This is a genomic window from Dermabacter hominis NBRC 106157 (genome assembly GCF_001570785.1).
Classification (GTDB): domain Bacteria; phylum Actinomycetota; class Actinomycetes; order Actinomycetales; family Dermabacteraceae; genus Dermabacter; species Dermabacter hominis.
This window is the reverse complement of the sequence record NZ_BCSI01000004.1, coordinates 124,535-148,982: the sequence shown is the minus strand read 5'-3', so window position 1 is coordinate 148,982 and position 24,448 is coordinate 124,535. Positions and strand designations below refer to the sequence as shown.

General features: G+C 62.6%; 18 protein-coding genes and 1 tRNA gene. 8 read left to right on the top strand and 11 right to left on the bottom strand.

Going from position 1 to position 24,448, the window contains the following annotated elements; genetic code table 11:
- Window positions 1–24: 24 nt before the first annotated feature.
- Window positions 25–98: transfer RNA gene (locus DEHOM01_RS06090), tRNA-Pro, on the bottom strand.
- Between the two features lie 223 nt (window positions 99–321).
- Here DEHOM01_RS06090 and DEHOM01_RS06085 point away from each other — a divergent pair.
- Together DEHOM01_RS06085 and DEHOM01_RS06080 are read left to right on the top strand one after the other, a co-directional pair.
- Window positions 322–753 (top strand): FHA domain-containing protein, encoded by a 432-nt coding sequence (locus DEHOM01_RS06085; RefSeq protein WP_061211961.1) that lies wholly within the window; start codon window positions 322–324, stop codon window positions 751–753.
- A 125-nt stretch (window positions 754–878) separates the two neighbouring features.
- Window positions 879–1,460: a MerR family transcriptional regulator gene (locus DEHOM01_RS06080; protein WP_016664587.1), complete on the top strand. Its 582-nt coding sequence runs from the start codon at window positions 879–881 to the stop codon at window positions 1,458–1,460.
- A 164-nt stretch (window positions 1,461–1,624) separates the two neighbouring features.
- On the opposite strand, the gene DEHOM01_RS06075 is transcribed toward DEHOM01_RS06080, so the two are convergent.
- Together DEHOM01_RS06075 and DEHOM01_RS06070 are read right to left on the bottom strand one after the other, a co-directional pair.
- On the bottom strand, window positions 1,625–2,434 hold the full coding sequence (locus tag DEHOM01_RS06075; protein ID WP_061211960.1) for a ParA family protein: 810 nt from the start codon (window positions 2,432–2,434) through the stop codon (window positions 1,625–1,627).
- Window positions 2,435–2,439: 5 nt separating this feature from the next.
- Window positions 2,440–3,396: a PAC2 family protein gene (locus DEHOM01_RS06070; RefSeq protein ID WP_061211959.1), complete on the bottom strand. Its 957-nt coding sequence runs from the start codon at window positions 3,394–3,396 to the stop codon at window positions 2,440–2,442.
- An 85-nt stretch (window positions 3,397–3,481) separates the two neighbouring features.
- On the opposite strand from DEHOM01_RS06070, the gene trhO reads away from it, so the two are divergent.
- Entirely contained in the window at window positions 3,482–4,363 is an 882-nt protein-coding gene (trhO, locus tag DEHOM01_RS06065) for an oxygen-dependent tRNA uridine(34) hydroxylase TrhO (RefSeq protein ID WP_061211958.1), read from the top strand.
- 183 nt (window positions 4,364–4,546) lie between these two features.
- On the opposite strand, the gene DEHOM01_RS06060 is transcribed toward trhO, so the two are convergent.
- Entirely contained in the window at window positions 4,547–5,272 is a 726-nt protein-coding gene (locus DEHOM01_RS06060) for a queuosine precursor transporter (protein ID WP_061211957.1), read from the bottom strand.
- Between the two features lie 4 nt (window positions 5,273–5,276).
- Entirely contained in the window at window positions 5,277–5,945 is a 669-nt protein-coding gene (locus DEHOM01_RS06055) for a TetR/AcrR family transcriptional regulator (RefSeq protein WP_061211956.1), read from the bottom strand.
- Window positions 5,946–6,048: 103 nt separating this feature from the next.
- Here DEHOM01_RS06055 and DEHOM01_RS06050 point away from each other — a divergent pair, with 103 nt between their 5' ends.
- Together DEHOM01_RS06050 and DEHOM01_RS06045 are read left to right on the top strand one after the other, a co-directional pair.
- Window positions 6,049–8,799: an MMPL family transporter gene (locus DEHOM01_RS06050; protein ID WP_061211955.1), complete on the top strand. Its 2,751-nt coding sequence runs from the start codon at window positions 6,049–6,051 to the stop codon at window positions 8,797–8,799.
- Window positions 8,796–11,387, top strand: coding sequence for a YhgE/Pip domain-containing protein (locus DEHOM01_RS06045; protein ID WP_061211954.1), 2,592 nt, complete (start codon window positions 8,796–8,798; stop codon window positions 11,385–11,387). Before DEHOM01_RS06050 ends, DEHOM01_RS06045 begins: the two co-directional genes overlap by 4 nt.
- Here the strand turns inward: DEHOM01_RS06045 and DEHOM01_RS06040 are convergent.
- The 5 genes from DEHOM01_RS06040 to DEHOM01_RS06020 all read right to left on the bottom strand — a co-directional run bounded on the left by DEHOM01_RS06040 (window position 11,384) and on the right by DEHOM01_RS06020 (window position 19,405).
- A complete protein-coding gene (locus DEHOM01_RS06040; protein ID WP_061211953.1) occupies window positions 11,384–14,920 on the bottom strand; it encodes an error-prone DNA polymerase in 3,537 nt (1,178 codons plus the stop codon). The genes DEHOM01_RS06045 and DEHOM01_RS06040 overlap by 4 nt on opposite strands.
- 119 nt (window positions 14,921–15,039) lie before the next feature.
- On the bottom strand, window positions 15,040–16,848 hold the full coding sequence (locus DEHOM01_RS06035; protein WP_061211952.1) for a DNA polymerase Y family protein: 1,809 nt from the start codon (window positions 16,846–16,848) through the stop codon (window positions 15,040–15,042).
- On the bottom strand, window positions 16,848–17,642 hold the full coding sequence (gene imuA' / locus DEHOM01_RS10065) for a DnaE2-dependent mutagenesis accessory factor ImuA' (protein ID WP_061211951.1): 795 nt from the start codon (window positions 17,640–17,642) through the stop codon (window positions 16,848–16,850). Before imuA' ends, DEHOM01_RS06035 begins: the two co-directional genes overlap by 1 nt.
- 150 nt (window positions 17,643–17,792) lie before the next feature.
- Window positions 17,793–18,614, bottom strand: coding sequence for a TrmH family RNA methyltransferase (locus DEHOM01_RS06025; RefSeq protein WP_245630667.1), 822 nt, complete (start codon window positions 18,612–18,614; stop codon window positions 17,793–17,795).
- The gene (locus DEHOM01_RS06020) at window positions 18,611–19,405 is read right to left on the bottom strand and encodes an ABC transporter ATP-binding protein (RefSeq protein WP_061211949.1); all 795 of its coding nucleotides are present in this window, start codon (window positions 19,403–19,405) and stop codon (window positions 18,611–18,613) included. The genes DEHOM01_RS06025 and DEHOM01_RS06020 overlap by 4 nt, the downstream gene beginning before the upstream one ends.
- 65 nt (window positions 19,406–19,470) lie before the next feature.
- Between DEHOM01_RS06020 and DEHOM01_RS06015 the strand changes: the two genes are divergently transcribed.
- The gene (locus tag DEHOM01_RS06015; RefSeq protein WP_156468312.1) at window positions 19,471–21,003 is read left to right on the top strand and encodes a ribonuclease catalytic domain-containing protein; all 1,533 of its coding nucleotides are present in this window, start codon (window positions 19,471–19,473) and stop codon (window positions 21,001–21,003) included.
- Window positions 21,000–21,788: a hypothetical protein gene (locus DEHOM01_RS06010; protein WP_061211948.1), complete on the top strand. Its 789-nt coding sequence runs from the start codon at window positions 21,000–21,002 to the stop codon at window positions 21,786–21,788. Before DEHOM01_RS06015 ends, DEHOM01_RS06010 begins: the two co-directional genes overlap by 4 nt.
- Here DEHOM01_RS06010 and glgA read toward each other — a convergent pair.
- Complete coding sequence (gene glgA / locus DEHOM01_RS06005) at window positions 21,758–22,951, bottom strand: glycogen synthase (protein WP_061211947.1); 1,194 nt, start codon at window positions 22,949–22,951, stop codon at window positions 21,758–21,760. The genes DEHOM01_RS06010 and glgA overlap by 31 nt on opposite strands.
- A gap of 211 nt (window positions 22,952–23,162) precedes the next feature.
- Between glgA and glgC the strand changes: the two genes are divergently transcribed.
- On the top strand, window positions 23,163–24,413 hold the full coding sequence (gene glgC / locus DEHOM01_RS06000; RefSeq protein WP_061211946.1) for a glucose-1-phosphate adenylyltransferase: 1,251 nt from the start codon (window positions 23,163–23,165) through the stop codon (window positions 24,411–24,413).
- The last annotated feature ends 35 nt before the right edge of the window (window positions 24,414–24,448 follow it).

Sequence of the window (24,448 nt, the reverse complement as noted above, 5' to 3'; positions counted from 1 at the left end):
GAGTGCCTCGCCCATTGATCCGCGTCGGGCTGACAGGATTTGAACCTGCGACCCCACGACCCCCAGTCGTGTGCGCTACCAAACTGCGCCACAGCCCGCGGTTTTCGACTTGTCCACTATAGCCGAGGTATTTGCCGATTCGCGAATTCGCAAGGGTGAGGCGTGCCACGCTTGCAGCTTGGTCAAGAACAGCTAAAAGATTCGCAGCGTTCGACCAAAAACGAACAGTTGTACAAAACGCGGTGGCAAAATGGGAACGGAAGTATTGGACTCTCATGCCGGTTCGCTGGATGGGGTGTGTGAAGAAAGAAGGTCTGCACCATGAATGAACACGTGTTTGACTCCACCCCCGAGCAGACCACCAAAATTTCCCCCATCGACGGCAAGGTGGAGTTCACCGAAGACGCCGAGCACGGTCTCTCTGCCCAGGATCGCCAGGCTGTTGAGGCGCTGCCCGCAGGCACGGCCCTCCTGATCGTGCGCAAGGGCCCGAATATGGGGGCGCGCTTCCTGCTCGACTCGGAAAGCACCGTGGCCGGCCGCAACCCGGAATCGGAAATCTTCCTCGACGACGTCACTGTGTCCCGTAAGCATGCGACGTTCGTGCGCACCGAAGGAGGCTTCCTGATTCTCGACATGGGGTCTCTCAACGGCACCTATGTGAACCGCGAGCTGACCGAGGAAGCTCACTTGAGTAACGGCGACGAGATCCAGATCGGCAAGTACCGTTTCACATTCTTCACGCTCTCGTGAACCCGCGGCGAGAAAAAATTCTCGCCACACTTCGGCGCGTTTAATCCCGCAAGCTTGCGGAGATGGGTATTCTGTCCTCGAGACTTTCTCCCTTCCCCGACACGAAAGTCCAACTGGAGGCACACGTGAGCAAGCGCGATAGCAGCACCTTTGGTGCGCAGAGCACAGTCCCGGCAACCGAAGCCCAGGGCGTCCTCTTCGACGATCTCGTCGATACTCCCGGCGAACTCGGCTACCGAGGCCCGGCGGCGTGCAAAGCTGCGGGCATTACGTACCGGCAGCTTGATTACTGGGCGCGCACCGGACTCGTTGAACCGAGCGTCCGTTCAGCCACGGGTTCGGGCTCGCAGCGCCTCTACGGCTTCCGCGACATCCTGGTGCTCAAGGTCGTCAAGCGACTTCTCGACACGGGTGTTTCGCTCCAGCAGATTCGTGTCGCCGTCGACGCCATGCGTGCGCGCGGCGCCGACGATCTCGCACAGATCACGCTCATGAGCGACGGTGCCTCTGTCTACGAATGCACGAGTGCCGAAGACGTCTTCGACCTCGTCCAGGGCGGCCAGGGCGTGTTCGGTATCGCTGTTGGCCGAGTGGCGCGAGAGGTTGAAACCGATCTTGCGATCCTTCCGAGCGTCGACCCACAGCACGATGCCGCTGAGGCTCTTCGCGACGAACTCGCCGCACGCCGCGCGCGTAAAGCCAGCTAAGAGAGAAGCGCCGCTTCCGGTACTGAGCTGAACGTTAAGGCTTACTGACGCCCCTTTATGCATGTCACGTCGGGAATTTTCGACACGCGTAGAGGGGCGTTTGACATTGAGGCGACGAGGGGAACAGGCCCCGTGAAGGGCCGCGGCCCCTCGCGCCGGAAGCCCTAGGAGTTCTGACGCGAGTCCATGATCGTCGCGAGGAGGCGATCGAAATCCTCGGTGAGCTGCTTCGCGCTTGAACCTTCGTACGCGTGGAGGGGGATGGCTCCGCCCTGTGCCTGCTGAAGCCCCACGCGTTCTTCAAGAACGGGGTCGAGCACGCGATCCCCGAAGAGTTCGCGCAGCTCGTTGAGGCGAAACTGGTGTTCCACGCTGCGGGGGCGGTAGCGGTTCACGAGAATCCCGAGTGGCTGCAAACGGGGAGCGATACCGCTGTCATGGAGCTCATCGGCGAGCTTGAGTGCTCGGTCGGCAGCGGAAACGGCGAAGAACCCGGGTTCGGACACGACGATGGAGCGGTCCGAGGCCGCGAGAGCCATTTGCGTCAGGCCGTTGAGCGAGGGCGGGCAATCCACCAGGACGATGTCGTAGTGGAAGGAACGCTTATTCAGCGCCTCCCGAAGGCGCCTTACACTCCGTTGCGCGAGGGTGGGGGAGTCAAGCCTCGATGAGCGATGGCTGCCCGGGATGATGTCGAGGTGACTCGAGGCAGAACCCTCGCCGTTTTCGCCAGTCACCCAAGGGGATTGCACGATGGCACGGTCGACAGTCTCGGTTCGCCCTGACGCAATCACCTCGGCGATATCGGGCTCACCTCCCGGGTGCCCGAGTAGGCCGAGAGTGGTATCGCCCTGAGGGTCGAGATCGAGGACAAGTGCGTTCACGCCCTGGTTGAGGGCCGCGGACGCGAGACCGAGAGTGACGGAGGTCTTTCCGACGCCGCCTTTGAGTGAATATACGCTGACGACAAACACGCTATTTAGCCTATCGAATCCGGGCCGGGGTCTTCGCCCTCCTCGTCCGTGTTTTCCGGCTCATCGAGGATTTCTTTGAGGAAGTCCTCGACTTCGGTCGTGAGGTTCTCCGCACCGGGGAGGGGAGTATCGGAACCGGGAGTGAGGTGTTGCACCATGCCGTCCATACGCGAGTAGTTGTCCTCGAATCCCTTGATGAGGGAAGCAAGCTGCTCGTTCTCAGCCGCACTCTGATCGAGGGCTTCGCGTACCTCGGCAATCTTCTCCTCGAGCTTCTTGGTTGGCGTGAAAGCCGGGCCGCCTTCAATGTCGAGCGCCGTAAATAGTGCTGGGAGGGCAGGGTAGTACTCGACCTCGTGGGCATAGGACGGCACGTGAGCCGCGAGGCCGATGATGGGGTGGCCGGCCTCGGCCATGCGCACGATGAGCAAAGCCGGGAAGGACGCCCGCATTTCGATGGTGCCAGGGAACGGGCTTGCGAGAACCAGGTCCTTGGGATCGCCCGCGTACCTGCTCACCGCGACGGGGCGCGTGTGCGGCGTAGCGCCGGGAAAACTCGTGGCGACGAGCGTTCGTGTCACGCCGAGCTGTTCAACGATGATCCTGACCGCGTGCGCCACGCGCTCCCACTGGAAATTAGGTTCGGGGCCGCTCAGAAGCAGGAACGGCGCCTCGCCCTCAGGCGAAACTTCGCGAAGGGTGAGTGCGGGGGAGGAGTACCCCGTGAGGTGATCCTGCTCGAGCGAAATGGGCGGCCGCACCGCCGTGTAGTCGATGACTTGATCGGAGTCGAACGTCCCCACGATTCGATTGGGGTAGTTGTCCGTGATGAACTCGTCGAGTTTCTCCTGGACACGCCCGGAGTCGACAAACGAGCCGAGAGTCACGACGAGCGTGCTCGCGCGAAGCGAGCGTGAGTCGACATCGCGTTCATAGCTGAAGAGCGTGGTGGGATCGAGCACGGAAAACCTCCTAGTGTGCACGTTTTATACACTCTAGAACGCCCGGCTGGCGAAGAGTTATTCCGCTGCCGATTAGACTTGTGACGTGGCTGTTCACAAAATCGTTCTCTTTTATGTTTTTACCCCGCTCGCCGACCCGGAGGCAGTGAAGCTGTGGCAGTTTGCACTCGCCGATTCGCTGGGCCTCAAGGGCCGCGTGATCGTCTCGAAAGACGGCATCAACGCGACGGTGGGCGGTGAGATCGGCGCGGTGAAGCAGTACGTCAAGCGTACGCGAGGTTACGCGCCGTTCCGAGCCGCTGACATCAAATGGTCCGAGGGGACAGGCCACGACTTCCCGAAGCTCTCCGTGAAGGTCAGGGAAGAGCTCGTGACATTCACCGTTCCCGAGGAAGTCAAGGTGGGAGCTGAGGGCGTCATTGGCGGGGGAGAGCACCTGAGCCCCGAGGCCCTGCACGCCCTCGTCGACGCCCGAGGCTCGGACGTCGTCTTTCTCGATGGTCGTAACCGCATGGAGGCGGAAATTGGCCGTTTCCGTGGCGCCGTCGTTCCCCAGACGGAAACGACGCGCGATTTCGTCGGCGAGCTCGAATCAGGCATGTACGACGACCTCAAGGATCGCCCCGTGGTCACGTACTGCACGGGCGGTATCCGGTGCGAGGTGCTCACGGTACTCATGAAGAATCGCGGCTTCAACGAGGTGTACCAACTCGACGGCGGGATCGTCCGCTACGGGGAAAAATACGGCAACGATGGTCTGTGGGACGGTTCCCTGTATGTCTTCGATGGGCGCATGCACATGGAGTTTGGCGACGGTGCCGAGTCGCTTGGGTCATGCGTCGCGTGCGGAGAAAAGACGCCGGTGTATGTCAATTGCGTGAATCCGGCGTGCCGACAGCAGTTCTTGCGCTGTGAGGCGTGTACGAGCAAAGGTCTCGCTCTCGCGTGTGGTCAGTGCGAGCACTAGGTTGTGCGTCACCGGCGGGGTGAGGGCTGGTGTTGTTTTGCGGGGTAGGGGTCCGACGATTACTGAGCAGGCGTCGGACCTAGACCCGTGAGCCGTTTTCCGCATTCACTTTACATAACGTACATTATCGGCGTAATGCGTGTGGCGGGGTGGAACTGCGCCGATGCCTAACCCCCACAACTTCTATGCAATTCGTGTGAGGGCTTCTTGGTAGCTAGGTTCCGCTTTCTTGAGTCGTGCGATCACGTAAGCCGTGACGGGAATTGCCGCGTACTGCACGATGACCTTGTACAAGAAGCCGAAGGCCGTGTAGTTCAGCCACTGACCGAATGTCGTAATCCCGAGCACCGGCGCGGCAATCGTGCAGAAAATGATCGTGTCGACGAGCTCGCCCGTGCCGCTTGACATGAGTAGTCGCGCGACGATGCCGGGCTCGCCCGTGCGGCGCTTCATTCGGCTCACAATGAACGAGTTCAGGCTCTGCCCGGCAAGAAAGCCGCACAGAGAAGCAAGAACGATCTGCCATACAGGCCCAATCGCGAGCTCGAGCGCGCCCTGTTTCGCAACTCCATAGTCGTCGTCGAAGCCCGGGAGCCAAATGATGACGGCGTAACACACGACCGCGAAAACGTTGAGGGCGAACGACGTTAGGATGGCGCGGCGCGCTGCACGCGGTCCATACAGCTCGGTAATGATGTCGCCGAGGATATAGGCAAGAGGAAAAAGGAAGAACGCCGCGTCGGTAATCACGAATCCGATCGTGACGCCCTTGGCGGCGCCAATGCCGGAAATGACGACGACGACTGCCATGAGCGCGCTCAGGACGTCATAGTGGGAGTTCCCTCGTGTCGCATACACGGCCTTGCCGCGTGCAGAGCGATCTCCCGCTTGTGGAAGGTGTTCGTTCATTGCCTCACTCCAGAGATTTTTTCACGGAAAACGGGTTCCACGGCGTGCGGTGGCCCTGGCCGTCATGCCCGTGCACAAACGTTTCGAGGATGGCCTCAATAATGGTGGAGGTTTCTTTCTCGAGCCTCTCCCCCGTGGCTAACTCTGCAACCATGCGATTGAGATATACGCCAAGGAGTGTTTCAGCAATTGCCTCAGGCTGTGCCGAAAGCGCGATGGGTTCCGTTTTTTCGAGCTCACGAAAAGTATCGGCGATTCCCGTGATAAGCCGGCCACGCTCGCGCGCGAGCCGGGGCCTCGCACTTTCGTCATGGAGCGCAAGGGCGACCGCCTCGGTGTGCATGAGGTACCAGGCGAGGCCGAGCGGGCGAAGCGCTTCAAGAGTTTCAAAGAGCCCCTGTACTTGCCTGTCGGTGTTTCGTGGCACGGAGGAAGTTGCCTGCAGTGAGCGACTCGTGACGACGGCGAAGGCCTCCCAAAAGACCTCCTCTTTGGACGTGAAGTTCGAGTAGAACGCTCCGCGCGTGAAGCCTGCCGCTCGCGTGAGGTCGTCAACGGTCGCGCCCTGGGCGCCTTTTTGGGTGAAAACCTCAATCGAGGCTTCAATCAGCTTGCGGCGGGTATGGGTTTTTGACCGCAGCTGTGGGGTGTCATTGGGTGTTGTGAGGTTCACAATAGGGGCTCCGCAGGGTCTTTGGATGGCCAGCTGAGACATTCTAATATCAAACTCGATACGAAAATGTATTGATGGACCTTGACCATGTGGAGGAGCCCGCGTGTCATCGACTCTCTATCGCCTCGGCCTGTGGGCCTCGCGTTCGCCGTGGAAGGTCATCGGTGCCTGGTTGGCCATCATTGTTCTCGCAGCTGCGGGCGCAATCACGGCCGGAAAGGGGCTCGACGACGCCTTCAGTATTCCGGGCACCGAAGCGCAAGAGGGGCTCGACTCTCTCGCGACGCGTTTCCCGCAGCTCGGTGGTACAGGTGGCCAAATCATCTTTGTGAGTGAAGACGGCTCCCCCGTTTCTGCTCATGAGAACCACATAGTCCAAGCGATGGATCGCGCCCGCGCCGTCGATGGCATCGAAACCGCAACGAATCCGTTCGACAAAGACATGCCGGGCGAAACGAGCGAGGACGGAACGGCCATCATCGCGAACATTCAGCTCGATCCTGACCTTGATGCCGTCCCCAAAAAGACCCTGGACTCTCTCACCGACATCGTCGATTCCACGACCGAGGCGGACAACGGCCTCCATGCCTACATCGGAGGCCAGGTCACGATGACCCCCGAAATGGGGATGAGCATCATGGAGGTTCTCGGCGTTATTGCGGCCCTCATCGTGCTCAGCATCGTGTTCCGTGCAGTTCGCTCCGCATTCATCCCGATCGTCACTGCCATCACGGGCATCATCGTTTCGATGATCGTGATGTTCATGGGTACGAGTATCTTCACCATTTCCTCGGCGACCCCGACGCTTGCACTCATGCTCGGTCTCGCCGTGGGCATCGACTACTCGCTGTTCATCGTGTCGCGTCACCTCGATCAACTGCGAAGCGGCCTCGACCCGTATGAATCCATCGCACGCGCGACCGCGACAAGCGGAAGCGCCGTGATCTTCGCAGGCCTCACCGTCGTCATCGCCCTCGTGGGCCTTTTCATCACAGGCATCCCGTTCATCACCGTCATGGGCGTTGTCTCTGCCGTCGCGGTTGCCTGCAACGTGCTCGCCGCGCTCACACTGCTGCCCGCCATCCTTGGGCTCTTCGGTGAGCGGATTCGCCCCAAACGTCAGCGTCAACGCACAGCCACGCAAGCGTCGGACCCCTCCGCACGCCCTCGCCGCACGCCCCTACTCGAGCGTTGGGTTCGTGCCGCCATTCGCTTCCCTCTCGTGACGATTCTCGTGGTGACCGTGGGACTCGGTGCGGTGGCCCTTCCCTTCAAAGATCTCGAGCTCGCGCTTCCCGACCAGGGCACGGAAGACCCGGGCTCCTACGGCCGCGAAGCTTACGACATTGTGACCGAGAAGTTCGGCGCGGGTCATAACGCGACGATCATGCTCACGGCAGACATCATCAACACCGAGGACCCACTCGGCGTCATGGATGAGCTTAAACGTGATGTTCTCGCGATCGACGGCGTTGATAGCGTGCAGATCGCCACGCCCAACATGGGTGCCGACATGGGGGTCGTGGTGCTTCGACCGACGGAGGGCCCCACTTCGGAGCGCACGAAGAGCGTCGTTGATGAGCTCCGTGCCGATGCACCTCAGTGGGAAAAGGACCTCGGCATCTCCGACATCAAAGTCACGGGCTCCACCGCCGTTGCGATCGACATTGCCGACCGCCTCGACAAGGCGCTCTTGCCCTTCACGATCTTCGTTGTGGGGCTCTCCCTCGTGCTTCTCGCGATGGTGTTTCGAAGTATCTGGGTGCCCCTCAAGGCTGCGGCCGGATTCCTTCTTTCCGCAGGTGCTGCCTTCGGCGTGACCTCCATGGTGTTCACCTACGGATGGGGTGCGGACCTTCTTCAGGCGAAAGCCACGGGCCCCGTGATTGCGTTTTTGCCGATCATGACGCTCGGCGTGCTCTTCGGCCTCGCGATGGACTACGAAGTTTTTCTCGTGACACGCATGCGTGAGGAGTACATGCATACCCGTGATGCCCGTCAGGCCATCATGAGAGGGTTCACGGCGTCGGCGCCCGTGGTGATCGCGGCCGCGGCAATCATGATCTTCATCTTCGCGGGTTTCATTCCCGGGTCGATGTACATGATTCAACCGATCGCCCTCTCCCTTGCTGTCGGTGTCTTCGTGGACGCTTTCGTTGTGCGCATGACACTTGTACCGGCCGTTCTCGCGCTTCTTGGCGATCGCGCTTGGCACTTCCCCGCTGTGCTCGACCGCCTTCTCCCCCACCTTGACGTCGAAGGTGAGGGACTCGGGGTTGCCCTCGAGCACCGTGAATGGACGGCAGCGAGGGGCACCAGTGCTCTTCGGCTTCGCGACGTTGAAATTCCGCACATGAGCGGCCGCGGGCAGCTCGGCCCTCTCTCGGGTGCAATCTCCCCGGGATCGATCACTCTCATCGCAAGCGAAGATGTGGACGCGCGCGCAAGTGTGCTTGCGCTATTCTCGGCGCGCCTCGAGCCCTCAGCAGGCACACTCTTCGTCTATGACCGTCAGGTTCCCGGCGAAACGGGAGCGGCCCAATCACACGTTGAGCTCTACCCCGAAGGCCGCGGAGGCGCAAGTGCCCACGCACTCGTGCGAGAACGAGACTCGCGGATTATCGTCATCGAATCCCTTTCCGACCTTCTCGAGGCCGACGACGCGACTTCGCAACGGCTCGAATTGCTCGCTGCGCACGGGGCGACAATCGTGATTGGCCAAGACGCTCTCACCGAGAGCTTCACCGAACGCCTGCGGGATCCCGCGCGTGTACAGGTCCTGCCCCTGACAGCCCTCGTCACCGACCACACCGACCCCCTGCCATTGAATACAGATGCGGAGGCATACGCATGAAAACTCTCGCTCGCTTCCCAAAGCCCCTCCTCATCGTTGTGCTTTTGCCGCTCCTCGTCGCGAGCGTGGGTATTTGGGCGCTCAAAGACCGCGCGGAAGGCTTCGACAACGTCCCCGCTGCCGTGGTGAACCTCGATGAAGGAACGGAAATGGAGGTGGACGGCAAAACGCAGACCGTCCCCTTCGGAAGGCTTCTCGCGGGCGCACTCACGCAGCCGGGTACCATGAAGAACGAGAATTCCGACGGCAGCTTGGCGAACCTCGACTCCGCGGGCTTTGATTGGCAGCTCACCACCCAGAAAGACGCTGAATCCGGGCTTGAGAACGGCACCTATTCCGCGGTCGTGGTGATCCCCAAGGACTTCAGCGACGATGTGGCAACCATGGGGAAGGCCGATGCTCGCCAGGCCACCGTGATCGTCAACACGAATGACTCCTCGGGCATGCTCGACTCGATGGTGGGACAGGCGATTACCCAGGTCGTTGCGAGCGAGTTCAACGGAACGATGACAAAGCAGTACCTCGACCGAATGTACGTGGGCTTCAACAGCCTCAAAGACGGCTTCACCAAGTCCGCCGATGGCGCAGGTGAACTGTCCGACGGTGCCCACGAACTCGCCGACGGTGCGAAAGGGCTCGACGAAGGCGCAGGTAAGCTCGCCACAGGAGTCGATGAGCTGAACGGCGGCGTGGTCGCGCTCGACGACGGAGCCGGGGAGCTCGCCGATGGCGTACGCGGGCTCGATCAGGGAACGAAGAAACTCTCTGATGGAGCGCACAAGCTCACGGGTGGTACAGGCGCACTCGCTTCTGGAACAGATGATCTTTCCGGTGGTGCGGATGACCTTTCGAACGGTCTAGGTGCGCTGTCGGACGGTGCGCATAAGGTTTCTGGAGGTGTTGCCCAGCTTTCCGAGGGACTCAACGGCACTGACGCGCAGCCCGGGCTTCGCCAGGGCGCCGAAAAGCTCGCGTCGGGGGTCAACGGCGACGGGAGCGCGGAAAATCCCGGACTCGCCGAGGGCGCGCAGCAGCTGGCGGAAGGCCTCGATCAGTACGCTTCAGGACTCCCCCAAGCCCAAGAGGGACTCACGCAGGGTCTTCAGCACGGTATCGATCAAGCATTCGACACGGGGCGCGACGGTCAACCGGGCTTCGCGGAATCGATGAACACACTCGCCGCGAGCTGTACGGAACTCGAACAGGCCTTTAGCGTCGACCCACGCTTGAGCGGGGACCCGCGTGTCGCGGGGCTGGAGGACATGTGTAGCGGGCTCACTCAGATGAGTGAGGAAGGCGTGAACGGAGTGCGGTCGGCACTGTCCGATCACGTTGTTCCAAAGGCCGTCGACACCGTTTTCGAGGGCGACGGATCACGCGAAAACCCGGGCCTTACACCAAGCGCGCAAAAGCTCGCCGACGGTGCGATGGCCTCCGCTGACGCTGCACCTCAGCTCGTAGACGGCATCAATCAGCTGAACGGTGGGATCGCGAAGCTCGGAGATGGCGCGGCGCAGCTCGCCCCTGGAGCGGCGCAGGTCGCCGATGGCGTAGATGCCTCTCGCGGCGGGGCAGCGCAACTTGCTGACGGTGCCGCAAAGCTTTCGACTGGCGCCGCCCAGGTCGATGAGGGAGCCAAGGGGCTCGCAGAGGGCACGAGTGAGCTTTCCTCGGGCACGGGACAGCTTGCCGACGGCGCCGACGAGCTCGCGAACGGTACCTCGAAGCTCGCCACGGGCACCGCCCCCCTTTCAGAAGGTGCGCATGGTCTTGCCGAGGGAACAACTCAGCTTTCCGACGGCACTCGCCGCCTCGCGGACGGCAGCCGCGAACTCTGGACTGGACTTCGTGACGGTGCCGATCAGGTGCCGAGCTACTCCGAGAGTGAACGTACGCATCTCGCAGAGATGAGCACGAAGGCTGTGACGCTTTCGACCTCGCGTGAAAACGAAGCCGATGGCGGCGCGGTGGCCACGTTCCCGTTTGTCGCGGCCCTCGGCCTGTGGCTCGGAGCATTCGGGATTTTCCTTGTGTGGCCGGCGCTTCGCGAGCGGTTCCTCAATTCGGCTCTTCCCATGTGGCGGGTGGCGCTACTCTCGCTTCTGTGGCCCCTCGTCCTTGCCGCTCTCCAAGCGCTTTTGGTGATCGGCCTGCTCGTGGTCTTTGGTGTCCCCGTAGCCTCGCTCGCGTCGGTTGCTGCCATCACGATTGCCGCGGCTCTGTGCTTCGCGATCGTGCATCAGATGCTCCTGACCGTGTTTGGCGCGCGAGTAGGCCGAGTTGTGTCAATCATCGTCCTCGTGCTCCAGGTCGTTTCCCTCGTGGGGATCCTTCCCCTCGAGAGCGCCCCCTCGCTCTTGCAATCTCTCACCGCGTTCATGCCGCTCACCGTTGCCTCCCAGGGCCTCGTGAGTGCTGCCCTCGGTGGTGCGATCGTCTCGACCGGAACGACACTCGCGGAACTCGCCCTCTTTGCCGCCGTAAGCTTCGCAGTGACGCTCGTGTTTTCGCGTGGAGCTCGCCGAGTGAAGCCTTCTTCGGCCCCCCGCCAGTCGCCGAGCATAGGGGTTGCACGCGCCGCGGGCTAGCAAAAGTTCCTCGAGGTCGTGGTCGCGTTGAGCGACTGCGGTTCGATGGCATCGGCGAGGAAGCTTACGACGCCATCCTCATTGCGCTCCACGAGGCCGCGCAAACGGACCGCGGGCGCCGTGCGAAGGAGCGCCCTGTTGGCCCTCCAGAAGCCGTGTGAGCACACGACGTTGAGAATCCCGGTTTCATCCTCGAGGCCAAGGAACGTGATGCCCGTGGCGGTCGCGGGACGCTGGCGATGCGTGATGAGTCCCGCCGTCCATACCCGCGTGCCGTGCTCGACTTTCTTGGCGTCCTCGATGCGAAGCACGCTGCTTTCGAGGAGTTCCTCGCGAGCAAGCGTGAACGGGTGGCGCGTGGGAGAGACTCCCGTGGCCCACGTGTCTGCTGCCATGAGTTCGGCATCGCTCATTCCGGGAAGCGTGGGAGCGTTGTGCGCGAGGGCGAGGCCGGGAATCGTCCCGGGTTTCACGCCTCCCGCCGCACCCGCACTCCACAAAGCTGCGCGCCTTGAGGGGGCGAGTGAGTCAAGCGCCCCCGCCGTCGCAAGCGCCTCGAGCTGATGCGTGTTCACGCCCGTGCGATGCGCAAGATCGGCAATTGACCGAAAGGGAGCGCGCGCACGCTCCTCGCATATCTCCTTGGCGAATACGCGCGAGATCCCGCGCACCGACTCGAGTCCAAGACGAATCACCGGCCCGCGCGCGGCCTCGCTGCCACAGACCTGCGGTGGATGCCCGCCCTCGCACGACTCTGCGCGCTCGGCGAAAGTTGCGGCTGAGTGCTCGGCATCGACCTCGAGATTTGCCCAGGCGTCGCTGTAGGCGATGTCCACTCCCCTCACCTCAACCCCGTGTCGGCGGGCGTCCGAGACGAGTGACTGAGGTGAATAAAACCCCATCGGCTGACTCCGCAGGAGCGCGGCGGTGAAGGCTGCAGGAAAGTGGCACTTGAGGAAAGCGCTCGCATACACGAGGTAGGCGAAAGAGTACGCATGCGACTCGGGAAAGCCATAGCTCGCGAATGCGAGAATTTTGCGGTAAACAAGCTCGCATTGCTCGGCGGTAAGGCCGTTTTTCGCCATTCCGTCAAACATTGCCTCGCGCATCGCCGCCATCTTTTGAGTTGACCGCTTCGACCCCATCGCGCGGCGTAGCTGGTCGGCTTGCGAAGGCGTAAAGTCCGCGAGGTCGACCATCATCTGCATGAGCTGCTCCTGGAAGAGCGGCACCCCGAGAGTGCGGCCGAGGGATTTCTCGAGAAGAGGGTGAAGATAGGTGACGTCCTCGGCGCCGGAACGCCTGCGCAAGTACGGGTGCACGCTTCCACCCTGGATGGGCCCAGGGCGAATGAGGGCGACCTCGACGACGAGGTCATAAAACTCACGCGGCTTGAGGCGAGGCAGAGTCGCGATTTGTGCGCGCGACTCCACTTGGAACACCCCCACGGCATCGCCCCTGCACAGCATGTCGTACAGCGCCGGGTCCTCTTGCGGGATGCTCGCGAGGGTCAACGACTCTTGGTGGACTCGTTCGATGATCGAGAAAGCGTGGTCAATGGCCGTGAGCATACCGAGACCAAGGAGATCGAATTTCACGAGTCCCGCATCCGCGCAATCGTCTTTGTCCCACTGCACGACCGTTCGGCCTTGCATGCGCGCGTGTTCGATCGGCACGACATCAATGACGGGCCGGTCGCACAGCACCATCCCGCCCGAGTGGATCCCGAGGTGTCGCGGAGCATCGCGAAGCTGGGCGGCAAGGGTCTTCACGTCCTCGGGGATATTCGCCTCGCGTAAAGACGAAAAGGATCGTTCGATCATCTTTGCATAGGCATCCTGCTGCCCCACGCTATAGCCGAGTGCTCGTGCCGCATCGCGGACCGCGAGCCTCGCCTTATACGAGATGACGTTCGCGACCTGCGCGGCGTTCTCGCGCCCGTAGCGTGTGAAGACGTATTGGATGACCTCCTCGCGCCGGTCCGCGGCGATATCGACGTCGATATCCGGTGGGCCATCGCGCTCGGGAGCGAGAAAACGCTCGAACAGTAGTCCGTGAAAGACCGGATCGACCGACGTGATACCGAGGCAGTAGCACACGGCGGAATTCGCGGCCGAGCCTCTCCCCTGGCACAGAATCCCGTGTGCGCGGCAAAACTCGACGATGTCGTAGACGATAAGAAAATAGCCGGGAAAACCGAGCTCGGTGATGATGCGAAGCTCATGATCGATCTGTTCCCACGCTCCCTCGAGGCGTGGGTTCGCCCTCGGTCCGTAGTGAGCCTCGCCAAGGCGCTCGGTGAGAGCCCGAAGCCAGCTTTCTTCGCTGTGGCCCTCGGGGGTGGGCGCAGGAGGAAGGTGTGGAGCGACGAGGGAGAGATCGAACGCGAGGCTCGAGGAGAGATGCGCGGCGGTCGTGATCGCGCGCGGGTAGCGCGGCACGAGTTGTGCAAGCTCCGCTCCGCTTCTGAGATGGGCCAGACGCGATGGGAGAAAAGGGTCCGCGTCAGCGAGGCTGCGCCGTGCGCGAAGTGCGGCGTGGACATCCGCGAGGTGCTTGTGTTCTGGGCGTGCGTAGTGTGCGTTGGAGGTGAGAGCGACGGGCAACTCGGCTTCGCTTAAACCGTGTTCTTCTCGCACGATGCGTGCACCTTGCACGAGCGCGTCGTGAAGTTCGGATTCGAGGGAATCGCCCGTGAGGGGAAGTTCCACGATCACGCGCGGGACGTCGCCATCGCGGGCGGGGGCACCCGGGGTTTCAAGCGTGCCGGTTGCGCGAAGTGCGGCCTCGATTCCGCGCGCGGCCGCATACGCCGATTGCTCTAGGTCGCCTTGCGGGAGGAGAGCAAGGAGCTCTTGCGTGAATGGGGATTTTCGGCACCCCGTGAGAACGACGATGTCGCCGCTTGTGAGCGCCTCGACCACGCCTGCAGCACTGTAGAGCGGCGTGCCCTTGCCGGGGCCGGCAAGGTGCGCACGCGCTATGAGGGACGAAAGCCTTCGGTACCCCGCCACCCCACGCGCGAGAAGCACGAGGTGTTCGCCCTCGGGATCAGCGCTGCCCGTGCGTGGCGCGCTTGCCGCAGCCGCACGAAGCGGAGAGGGGCATGCGGACGGCCCCGGGAGTCCGGCTGTAACCCCTGTGGGAAGCGTCAGTTCAGCGCCGTAGATCGTGGGCAGGCCGGCTTCCGACGCCGCCTTCATGAAGCGGATGGCTCCGTAAAATCCATCGTGGTCGATGAGTGCGAGGCCGCGCAGACCGAGCCGTGAAGCTTCGGCAACCATGTCCTCCGGGCTCGAGGCTCCGTCGAGAAAACTGAAGTGCGAATGCGCGTGAAGCTCGGCAAAGGGGATGTCGAGCTCGGCATTGAGGGCTGGGGCATGCAGGCGTGAGCTTCGCCCTCGCGGGTGTTCCCTTTCGTGTGGAGTGCCCGCGTTCACAAGCGTCACCGTGGGACGCACGGGAACCGGCCGATCGCTCAACACCGCCTCGAGATCGCGCCACGATGGCGGGCCAAGAAACCACTTACTCATGCCTGTCCCTGCACTCATGTTCACCCGGCAAGACGCACAATCCACCACGTTCACGTGCGTCACATAGGACCCACGCAAAACAGTCGCCCGTCACGACACCCGCAGTCATCAAAACAGCCCTAGTCATAGAGCGCCTCCACCTCCCACGCGCGCTCGCGTGAGAGTAGGGCAAGTGCCTCCCCTCCCTCGAGCACGATCTGAAGCCGCGCGCTCCTACGGCTTCCCGCGCCTTCGGACCACCACCGCTGATCAAGGAGGATGGGAGGGCCGTAGTGCGCGATGGGGAGCAGCCTCTCGTAGCCGAGGTGGCGAAGCGCGGCGGGAAGCGGCGCAGGCTCCTCCCCTTTCCGGCTACGTCCAACGTCGCCTTTCGCGGCTACGGCTGCGCTCCTGGATCCTGCTGCATCGTGCGCGCAGACGTTCGCGTGTGCCGCGCCCTCGGCGCTCACGCCATTTTCCGCATGCGTGAGAACGAGGTGTGCAGGGGTGCCGGTGAGCAGTCCCCGCGCACTCACGTAGACCGCTTGCCCCTCGCATACGAGGCTCGCGCTGATCCGCTCAGTAAAAACCGTGGCAGGCAGGGGACGCGGAAGAGATCCCACCCACGGCCCCTCGCGGTGCTCGCGCACGCGTGCCGCGCGAAAGGGCCGCACCGTGATCGCCTCGCTCAAAAAACGGCCCGCTTTTTCTGCAGGGACAAGAACGGACTCCTCTCCCGCTAGCGATTGCACACGCGTGAGGGCCCGCGCGGCGCGCTTTTCGGCCGTGCTTGCATGCCCCCACAACCGCTGTGCGTACTCCCCCGCGCTTTCGGTGTGCACGGGAATGAGTTGCACGTGAACGATGGGCGCGGCTGCTGTTTGGCCCTCGCGATGACCGCCCGGGCGTGAGGCGCCCCGTTCGGCAGCGAGTATCCACCCGTCACACTGCCAACGCACGCGATCCACGACGTCATCGATGCTCAAGGCGCCCTCATGGCGCCACGTGCGCTCAACCTCGCTCCCGTTCTCACCGCGCGCGATAATGCGAAGCCGCGTGCACATAAGGCCGTGTTTTCGCAGCTTTTCGGCGAGCTCCTCGGCAAGGGGGCGCGCGATAAACGCAGCCTGATCGACGCGCTCGAGCGGCGGATCGAGGTGACGCTCGACGAGGATTGGCTGAGCGGGCCGCACGCGCTCCCCTTCGCCTGGTTCGCCTCCGCACGCGAGGGTATGCAGGAGCGCACCGAGCGGCCCAAAACGCTCATTCACCGAGGAGCGCGGAAGCTCGCTCAGCGCGCCGAGAGAGGTGATGCCGAGGCGGCGAAGCACGCTGATGAACTCGGCTACGTGCGCGGGCCCCTCGAAAACCCCGGGTGTGCAAAAGCGTTTCCCCGCCCCCACGGGGGCGTGCTCGAGCGCTTCTATGGGGAAGGGGACGAGGAAACGCGCCGATTCTCCCGGAAGTATGATGCGCCCGGAGCGAGACGCAAGAATAGCGGCGAGTGGGCCGTCGGCGATTCCCACGGAGCTCTCCCAGCCCGTATGGTCGGCGACGGCATCGAGGAGAGCACGGACGAGAGCGTGTTCTCCCCCGGCGTGTCGAGATGGACCTCGCGCATGAAGCAAGAGCGTTCCCGGCCCAAGAGGTTCGATTCCCGAGGCAACCGTATCTACGGCGGAGCACACGCTTTCAAAAACGCGCCACTCGACATCGAGATCGCGCTCCACAATCGCGATGTGCGGGCACAAGGCCTCGGCAGAACGCTTCTTCATGCCAAGTGCGACACCGGCGTGCATGGCCGAGGGGCTGGCAGCGACAACACGGTGATGTTCCATAATCGCGATCTCGTTCGGCACTTTCTCACCGGCGCGCTCGTACCTCTCAATCGCGGCAAGGACGGGCCAATTATCGATGTACACGCATGCGGTGCGCGTGGACTGCGTCATCATCGATTCCCCGATTGCACGAGTGTGAGCGTCGCGCGCGCCCGAGCGGGTGCTTTGCCCCTGCGTGGGGTGGGCACCGCCGTGCGCGGTGCGCTCGCGAGTGCCCCGGCAGGCGTCGGAATACGAATCTCCATTGCTGAACCGGAACCCGCAGCACCCTTGCCACATGCCGCGACACGAGCGCTGCGAAACCTGAGCCTGCCCGAGCCGCGCGCAAGCCCCACCCAGCGTGGCGAGGAGGACTGCACGGCGAGGTCGCAGCGTGCTTCCCCCAGACGAATGAGTAGGGACCCCTGTGTGCGCGCGCGATTTTTTGCCGTGCGCCACTGCGCGGGTGTGAGAGCGAGATCAGCACCGAGAACAATCACCTCGATGCCATCGATGAGCGCGGAGAGCACGGAAGAAAGTTGTGCCCCTGGATCGGGGATAAGGGCAGTGCGCCGCGGATCTACGCCGATATCGGCGCACGCGGCGATCCCCACGTGGGGCATACCCACGAGGGCACACCAGGACTCCTCCCCCATGGCGACCGCCGCGAGTGCAAGGGCGAGCGACGTTCCGCACGGCCCCGTCACCTCGATACTGCTACCCGCCCGCACCTCACCTCGCGAAATGAGTTCCTCGAGAGCCCGGGGAATGGGGAACGAGCGCCCGCTGCGCTCGAGTTCCTCCCCACGCACTGGGCCGCGCTCGCGCTGAGTTTTCGCCTCTGCCTTCCCGAGGACCGACTGTGCGAGCGCAAGACGCTGCGGATCCGCCGCGATACGCGGCGCTACAGAAGCATGTGCGGACATTGCCCTCCCCACTCACACGAAATAGAACACGTGTTCGAATACTAGGGCGAAAAGGGTGTGGGATCAAGAGTGATCCGGGGGCCTTTGCGCCAGTATCGAACGCACGTTCCCATTGTGGGGAGGGGTGAGACATTTAAACTCGCACGCACCTCACGCGCGCATAGATACCTCGCGCTGCCAGAACACGACTGCGCTCGCCGCGGCGACATTGAGTGAATCGACGCCACCGCTCATGGGGATAATCACGCTCTCATCTACGGCGCGAAGAGTCTGCTCGGTGAGCCCATGCCCCTCGGTGCCAAGAACGAAGGCCACCTTGCGTGAAGCCGAAAGATCAACCTCGTGCAGCGGGCGAGAATTCTCCGTGAGTGCAAGTGCGAGCGTATCGAAACCGCGCGCACGCAGGAGATCCACTCCCCCGCGAGGCCATGACTCAAAGCGCGCCCACGGCACCTGAAAGACCGTGCCCATCGAGACTCGAATCGCGCGCCTGTACAGCGGGTCCGCTGCGGAAGGCGTGACGAGAACCGCATCCACGCCGAGGGCGGCCGCACTGCGGAACATCGCACCGACGTTCGTGTGGTCCACGATGTTCTCGAGCACGGCCACGGTGCGCGCCCCCTCAATAACGGATTCGACGGAGCGCTCCTTCGGTCGCTGCATCGAAGCGAGAGCGCCGCGATGCACGTGAAAGCCCGTCGTTTCCTCGAGCTCAGCTTCGCTGCCCACAAAAACGGGAGTATCGGGGAAGCGCGAAAAAAGGGGTGAGAATTTTTCGAGCCACTTCTCGCTCATCATGAACGATCGTGGCATGGCGCCTGCCTCGAGGGCCCGTTCGATCACGTTGTAGCTTTCAGCCATGAACAAGCCGCGCTCAACCTCGAGGCACGAGCGCAGTTTGACGTCGGTCATCGACACGTAATCGGCGAGCAGCGGATGATCCGCGTGCGCGCTCATCGAGACGAGGCTCATTGCGCAAGCGGAACTGCCGTCGCGAAATAACGACCATCGCGCTCTTCAAGAGCGAGCGGGAGGCCGAAAGTGCGCGTGAGGTTCTGCGAAGTAAGGGTCTCGGCGATTGGCCCCGAGGCGACAACCCGCCCCTCGCGCAGCAAAAGTGCATGGGTGAACCCCGTGGGGATCTCTTCAAGGTGGTGCGTCACCATGATCGTGACGGGGGTTGCGGGATCCTTTGCGAGAGCCCCGAGTGAGCGCACGAGTTCCTCTCGGCCTCCCACATCGAGGCCCGAAGCGGGCTCGTCGAGGAGAAGCAGCTCGGGATCGGTCATGAGTGCACGGGCGGAAAGCACGCGCTTCTTCTCCCCGGTGGAGAGAGAGCCAAACGTGCGCTCAGCGAGCGGAGCCACTCCAAACGCGCCAAGAAGCATGCGGGCACGCTGCTCATCCTCGCTCTCGTACGTTTCGCGCCAGCGGCCCACGACTGCGTAGCCGGCCGTCATGACAACATTGAGGCACGTCTCCTGTGCGGGAATCGTCTCGGCGAGCTCCTGGCTGGAGAGGCCAATCAGGGGGCGAAGCTCGAACACATCGACCCGCCCGAGCTTTTCCTCGAGAATCTGCACGCTCCCGCTTGTGGGGTGCAGTCGCGACGCGAGCAGGCGAATGAGGGTGGACTTGCCCGCACCATTCGGGCCAAGCACGACCCACCGCTCGCCTTCACCGGCACGGAAGTCAACGTGATCCAGAAGAGTCTTTGCGCCACGGCGCACTACAACATCGCTCAATGAGCACACAGCAACCATGCCTCCAGCCTACGGCAGGCGATGCTCACTACACTAAAACGGACCGTTATTCCAAGGAGTGAACTGTGCCCGTTCAACGCCTCTCAATGCCCGGCGACCGCAAGAAAGCGCCGCTCACCACAGTCGCGGCACGAATCGATGAGGCACTCGAAAAGTCTGGCATCGATACCACGTACCCCGAGGCCGCCCTCGCCGAGGCCGAGAGTGCAGCTCGCACCTGGAGAGAGCATGCGGCACAGCATGAGGACCTCACCGCAATCGAGTTCGTGACCCTTGATCCCGAAAGCTCAACGGATCTCGATCAGGCCCTCCACATTGAGCGGGACGGCACGGGCTACCGAGTGCGCTACGCGATTGCCGATGTCCCCCTCTTCGTCGAGCCTCACGGACCTCTCGATGCCGAGACTCGTGAGCGTGGCCTCACGCTCTACCTACCCGATCGGCGCATCCCGCTGCACCCCGTCGTGCTCTGCGAAGACGAAGCCTCACTCCTACCGGGCAAAGACACTCCGGCCTTCGTGTGGGACTTCTCCCTCGACGAGCGCGCAAGCGTCACGCACGTGAACCTTACGCGCGCCATCGTGCGCAATCGTGAAAAGCTCGCCTACACCGCGGTTCAGCGCGCACTCGAACACGGAGAAGCGGGCAGTGTGATGCAGCTGCTCGTCGAGGTGGGAGAAAAACGGGCGGCGCTCGAAATTGAACGCGGAGGAGCCTCGCTTAACTCGCCCGAACAGGAAGTCGTGACCGATGACGATTCCGTGCACCTTCAGTGGCGCCTGCCCGAGCCAATCGAAGAGCACAACGCGCAAATCTCCCTCATGACGGGGATGGCCGCCGCACAGATCATGATCGAGGGCAAGCTCGGTATTCTTCGCACGATGCCTCCGGCAGCTCCCGAGGCGATCGAGCGCTTCCGCGCGCAAGCTGCAGCCCTGAAAGAGCCGTGGCCACAGGATCTCCCCTATGGTGAATTCCTTCGCACGCTCGACTGGCGCAAGGGGCGCCACCTTGCCCTCCTTGACCAGGCGACATCACTCTTTCGAGGGGCGGGATACGAGGCATTCGACGGCACACTTCCGGAGGTTCTCGAACAATCGGCGATAGCGGCCCCGTATGCGCACACCACCGCGCCCCTGCGCCGTCTCGTCGACCGTTTCGTTCTCCATGTCTGCCACAGCCTCAAGACGGGAGCACCGCTCGATGATCGCGTTCGTGCGGCGTTGCCGGAGCTTCCCTCGCTCATGCACAGCGCCCAGCAACGCCACTCGGCAGTGGAGAAGAAGGCGCGCGAAATCGCCGAAATCGGTGTTCTCTCGACGCTTGTGGGAAGTGAATTCGAGGGGACGGTGCTCGACTTCAGGCCCGCGACCGATGGCGGATCGAACCCCTCGAATGCTCGCCCCGATCGAATCGAAGTTCAGTTCAGCAATCCCCCGGTGGCGCGGTGGATTGACGGGGAGAACCTTCCGATAGGCACGCGCGTGAAAGCGCGCCTTGAACGGGTGGAAGAGTCTCGGAACTGGGCGGAGTTCTCGGTCGTGAGCGCAGGTCGCGCGCGTGGTACGGACGGTGCGCAGGGTCCGACGCCCGCATGAGAATCATTGCCTCGACATCGAAAGCGCCTACGTCTCTGCAGAGCCTCATTCCGGCGCCCTACCTCGGTGCGCTGTCGTTGTTTGCGGGAGCCGCACTGCGCCGGGACATGCCGATCGAGGAGGCCGCTGATCTCCTTGATGCGGGCTTTGGTACCTTCGGCGGCGCGCACTTCGACACGCTCGCGTGGATTCTCGACGTGCGTGCCCTCGCCATGCCCACGCTCACGGTCGTCTTGCCCGAGCCCGGAAGGATCGCCGGTATCGCCGGCGGCCCGCGAGGTGTGATGGCGGCGCTCGCGGGCGGGCAGGCCCTCACGGTTGGAGACGGCGCTATCGCACAGCATCTGCTGACCGTCGCCCCTGCCCGGCATGCTGAGGCGCGCACGCTCGACATCGGAAGGCTCGACGTGGCGCCGACACCGATTCCCGTTGCGGCATCGGATGCAGCCAGCGCGCGTGAGCGCCTATATAGAGCCCTTTCACAGACCCATGAGCGGCTTGTCGAATACGACCTCATTCCCGAGGAGCCCGTGAGGCCGGAGGCGCTCCCTCAGGGGTTTGTTCTGGTCGAACCTCCACGGGGCATGCCCGATACGCATGTGCACGCCGCGAGGCTCGCCGGGCGATTGGTATCGCTTGCAGAGGCCGCGATCGCGCAGGCAACGACCTCGTCAGATGCGGGTGCGCAGAAGGCTTTAGAGGAGCTGCGGATTCTTGGACGGGAGGGGCGCGAGGTGCTTGCCCTCACGCTCAGCTACGCATCTGCGCCAAGTACGGCGTTGTAAACCTCAACGGTGCGATCGGCGATGGATTCCCACGAGAAGTGATCGCGTGCGCGCTTTTGTGCGGCAGCGCCCCACGCGCGGGCGCGCTCCGGGTTTGAGAGGATCTCATTGAGGGCGTCGGAAAGGTCCCCGACGAACTTATCCGGATTCACGGGCGCGCCGGTGCCGTCATTCACCTGGTCGATCGGCACGAGAATGCCGGTTTCGCCATCGACAATCACTTCCGGGATACCCCCGGTGGCGGTGCCAACAACGGGGATACCGCAGGCCATTGCTTCGAGATTAACGATGCCGAGCGGCTCGTACACAGACGGGCACACGAATGTGGTGGCGTGCGAGAGTAGCTGCGTGAGTTCATGACGCGGGAGCATCTCCGAAATAAGGAAAACGCCCTCTCGTTCAGATTTGAGCGTGGCGACGAGCTGCTCGACTTCGGCGGCGATTTCCGGAGTATCTGGAGCGCCGGCACACAGAATGACCTGGACGCCGTGATCGAGGGTGGCGAGGGCGCGCAGCAGGAACGGCAGCCCCTTTTGGCGCGTGATTCGTCCAACGAAGATGACGGTGGGGGCATAAGGATCGATGCCGTATCGCTCGTGAACATCGGTCGCAGGATTCGGCTTCCACGCGGTGACATCGATGCCGTTATGCACGACGTGGACGCGCGCGGGATCTACTTTCGGGTATGAGCGGAGGATGTCCTCGCGCATTCCCCCCGAGACGGCGATGATGCCGTCGGCGTTCTCGTAAGCGGTTTTTTCCGCAAAAGAGCTAAGTCTGTACCCGCCTTGCAGCTGCTCGGCTTTCCAGGGGCGCAGTGGTTCGAGGGAGTGAGCAGATAGCACGTGGGGAATCGCGTGGAGTTGCTGTGCGGTGAACCCGGCAAAGTTTGCGTACCAGGTATGGGAGTGTATGAGGTCCGCACCAGCGCAGTCTTGCGCCATGGCGAGGTCGACACCGAAGGTCTGGAGGGCGGAGTTAGCGCTGGCGAGGGTTTCGGGGACGGAATAGGCCTGGACGCCGGCTTCGCTGCGTTCTTCGCCGAAACAGCGTACGCGTACGTCGATGCGGCTTCGAAGAACCTTGCTGAGCTCATCGACGTGAACGCCAGCGCCTCCATAGATCGCGGGTGGGTATTCCTTCGTCAGGATGTCAACGCGCATTACGGAACTGCCTACCTAGGTGAGACGTCAAGGGCGAAACGGGCTGGGCGCTGCACCTTCTGGCGGTTCGCCCTCCGCATTGTCATGATAGTCACACGTACGAAAGCTCGCATGGCCGGTACGTTCCCGCGAAACGAAAGCTGAGCGGCACCGAGGTGAGCACGCGGTAAACGAGGACGTGATGCACCTAACTGTGCAGTACGATTGAAGCATGGTCGCAACGAAGGTCCTCGCAATTGTTCTCGCCGGCGGTGAAGGCAAGCGCCTCATGCCGCTCACACTCGATCGCGCAAAGCCCGCCGTGCCTTTTGGAGGCTCCTACAGGCTGATCGACTTCGCGCTTTCCAACATCGTGAACTCCGGTTATCTCCAGGTTGTCGTCCTTACTCAATACAAGTCGCATTCGCTCGACACGCACATCGCAAAGACATGGCGCATGAGCTCACTTCTCGGCAATTACGTCGCCCCCGTCCCTGCTCAGCAACGCATGGGTAAGCACTGGTACCTCGGGAGCGCCGATGCGATTTATCAGAACCTCAACATCATTGGTGATTCCAAACCCGACTACATCGTGGTGGTGGGTGCAGACCACGTCTACCGGATGGATTTCTCGCAGATGGTTGAGGCCCACATCGAATCGGGTCGCTCGTGCACGGTGGCAGCGATCAGGCAGCCCATCGAGCAGTCCGATCAGTTCGGCGTGATCGAAGTCGATCCCGAAGATCCCACTCGCATTGCGCAGTTCGTCGAGAAACCCAAGGAGACCCAGGGCCTGCCGGACGACCCGAACTCGGTGCTTGCCTCGATGGGAAACTACGTGTTTACCGCCGACGCCCTCGTTGAGGCCGTCACGAGGGACGCAGACAACGGCGAGTCAAACCACGACATGGGTGGCGACATCGTCCCCCACTTCGTGAACCTCAACGACGCGGGCGTCTACGACTTCATTCGTAACGACGTGCCTGGTTCTACGGACCGCGACCGCGACTATTGGCGAGACGTCGGAACGCTCGATGCCTTCTACGAAGCACACATGGATCTCATCTCGATCCACCCGATCTTCAATCTGTACAACACCGCATGGCCGGTGTTTACGGAATCGCGATCGGCCCTTGCACCCGCGAAATTCGTCCACGCCGGCCCGGGTCGTGTCGGTACCGCGGTCGATTCGATCGTTTCGGCAGGCGTCGTGGTGTCGGGCGCGCAAATCTCCAACTCCGTCATTGGCCCGGGGGCCCAGCTCCACTCGTGGTCCTCTATTTCCGATTCAGTGATTATGGACAATGTGACGGTTGGCCGTCACTCGCAAATCCACCGCGCGATCATCGACAAAGACATCGTGATCCCTCCGCGAACCCAGATCGGCCTCAACCGCGAGGAAGACCTCGCTCGCGGATGGACCGTCACGGATTCGGGAATCACGGTGATTGGCAAGGGCACAATCATCGAGCCGCAGCACTGACCTGAAAGAAAAAGGGAGGGCGCCCGTCCGGGCCC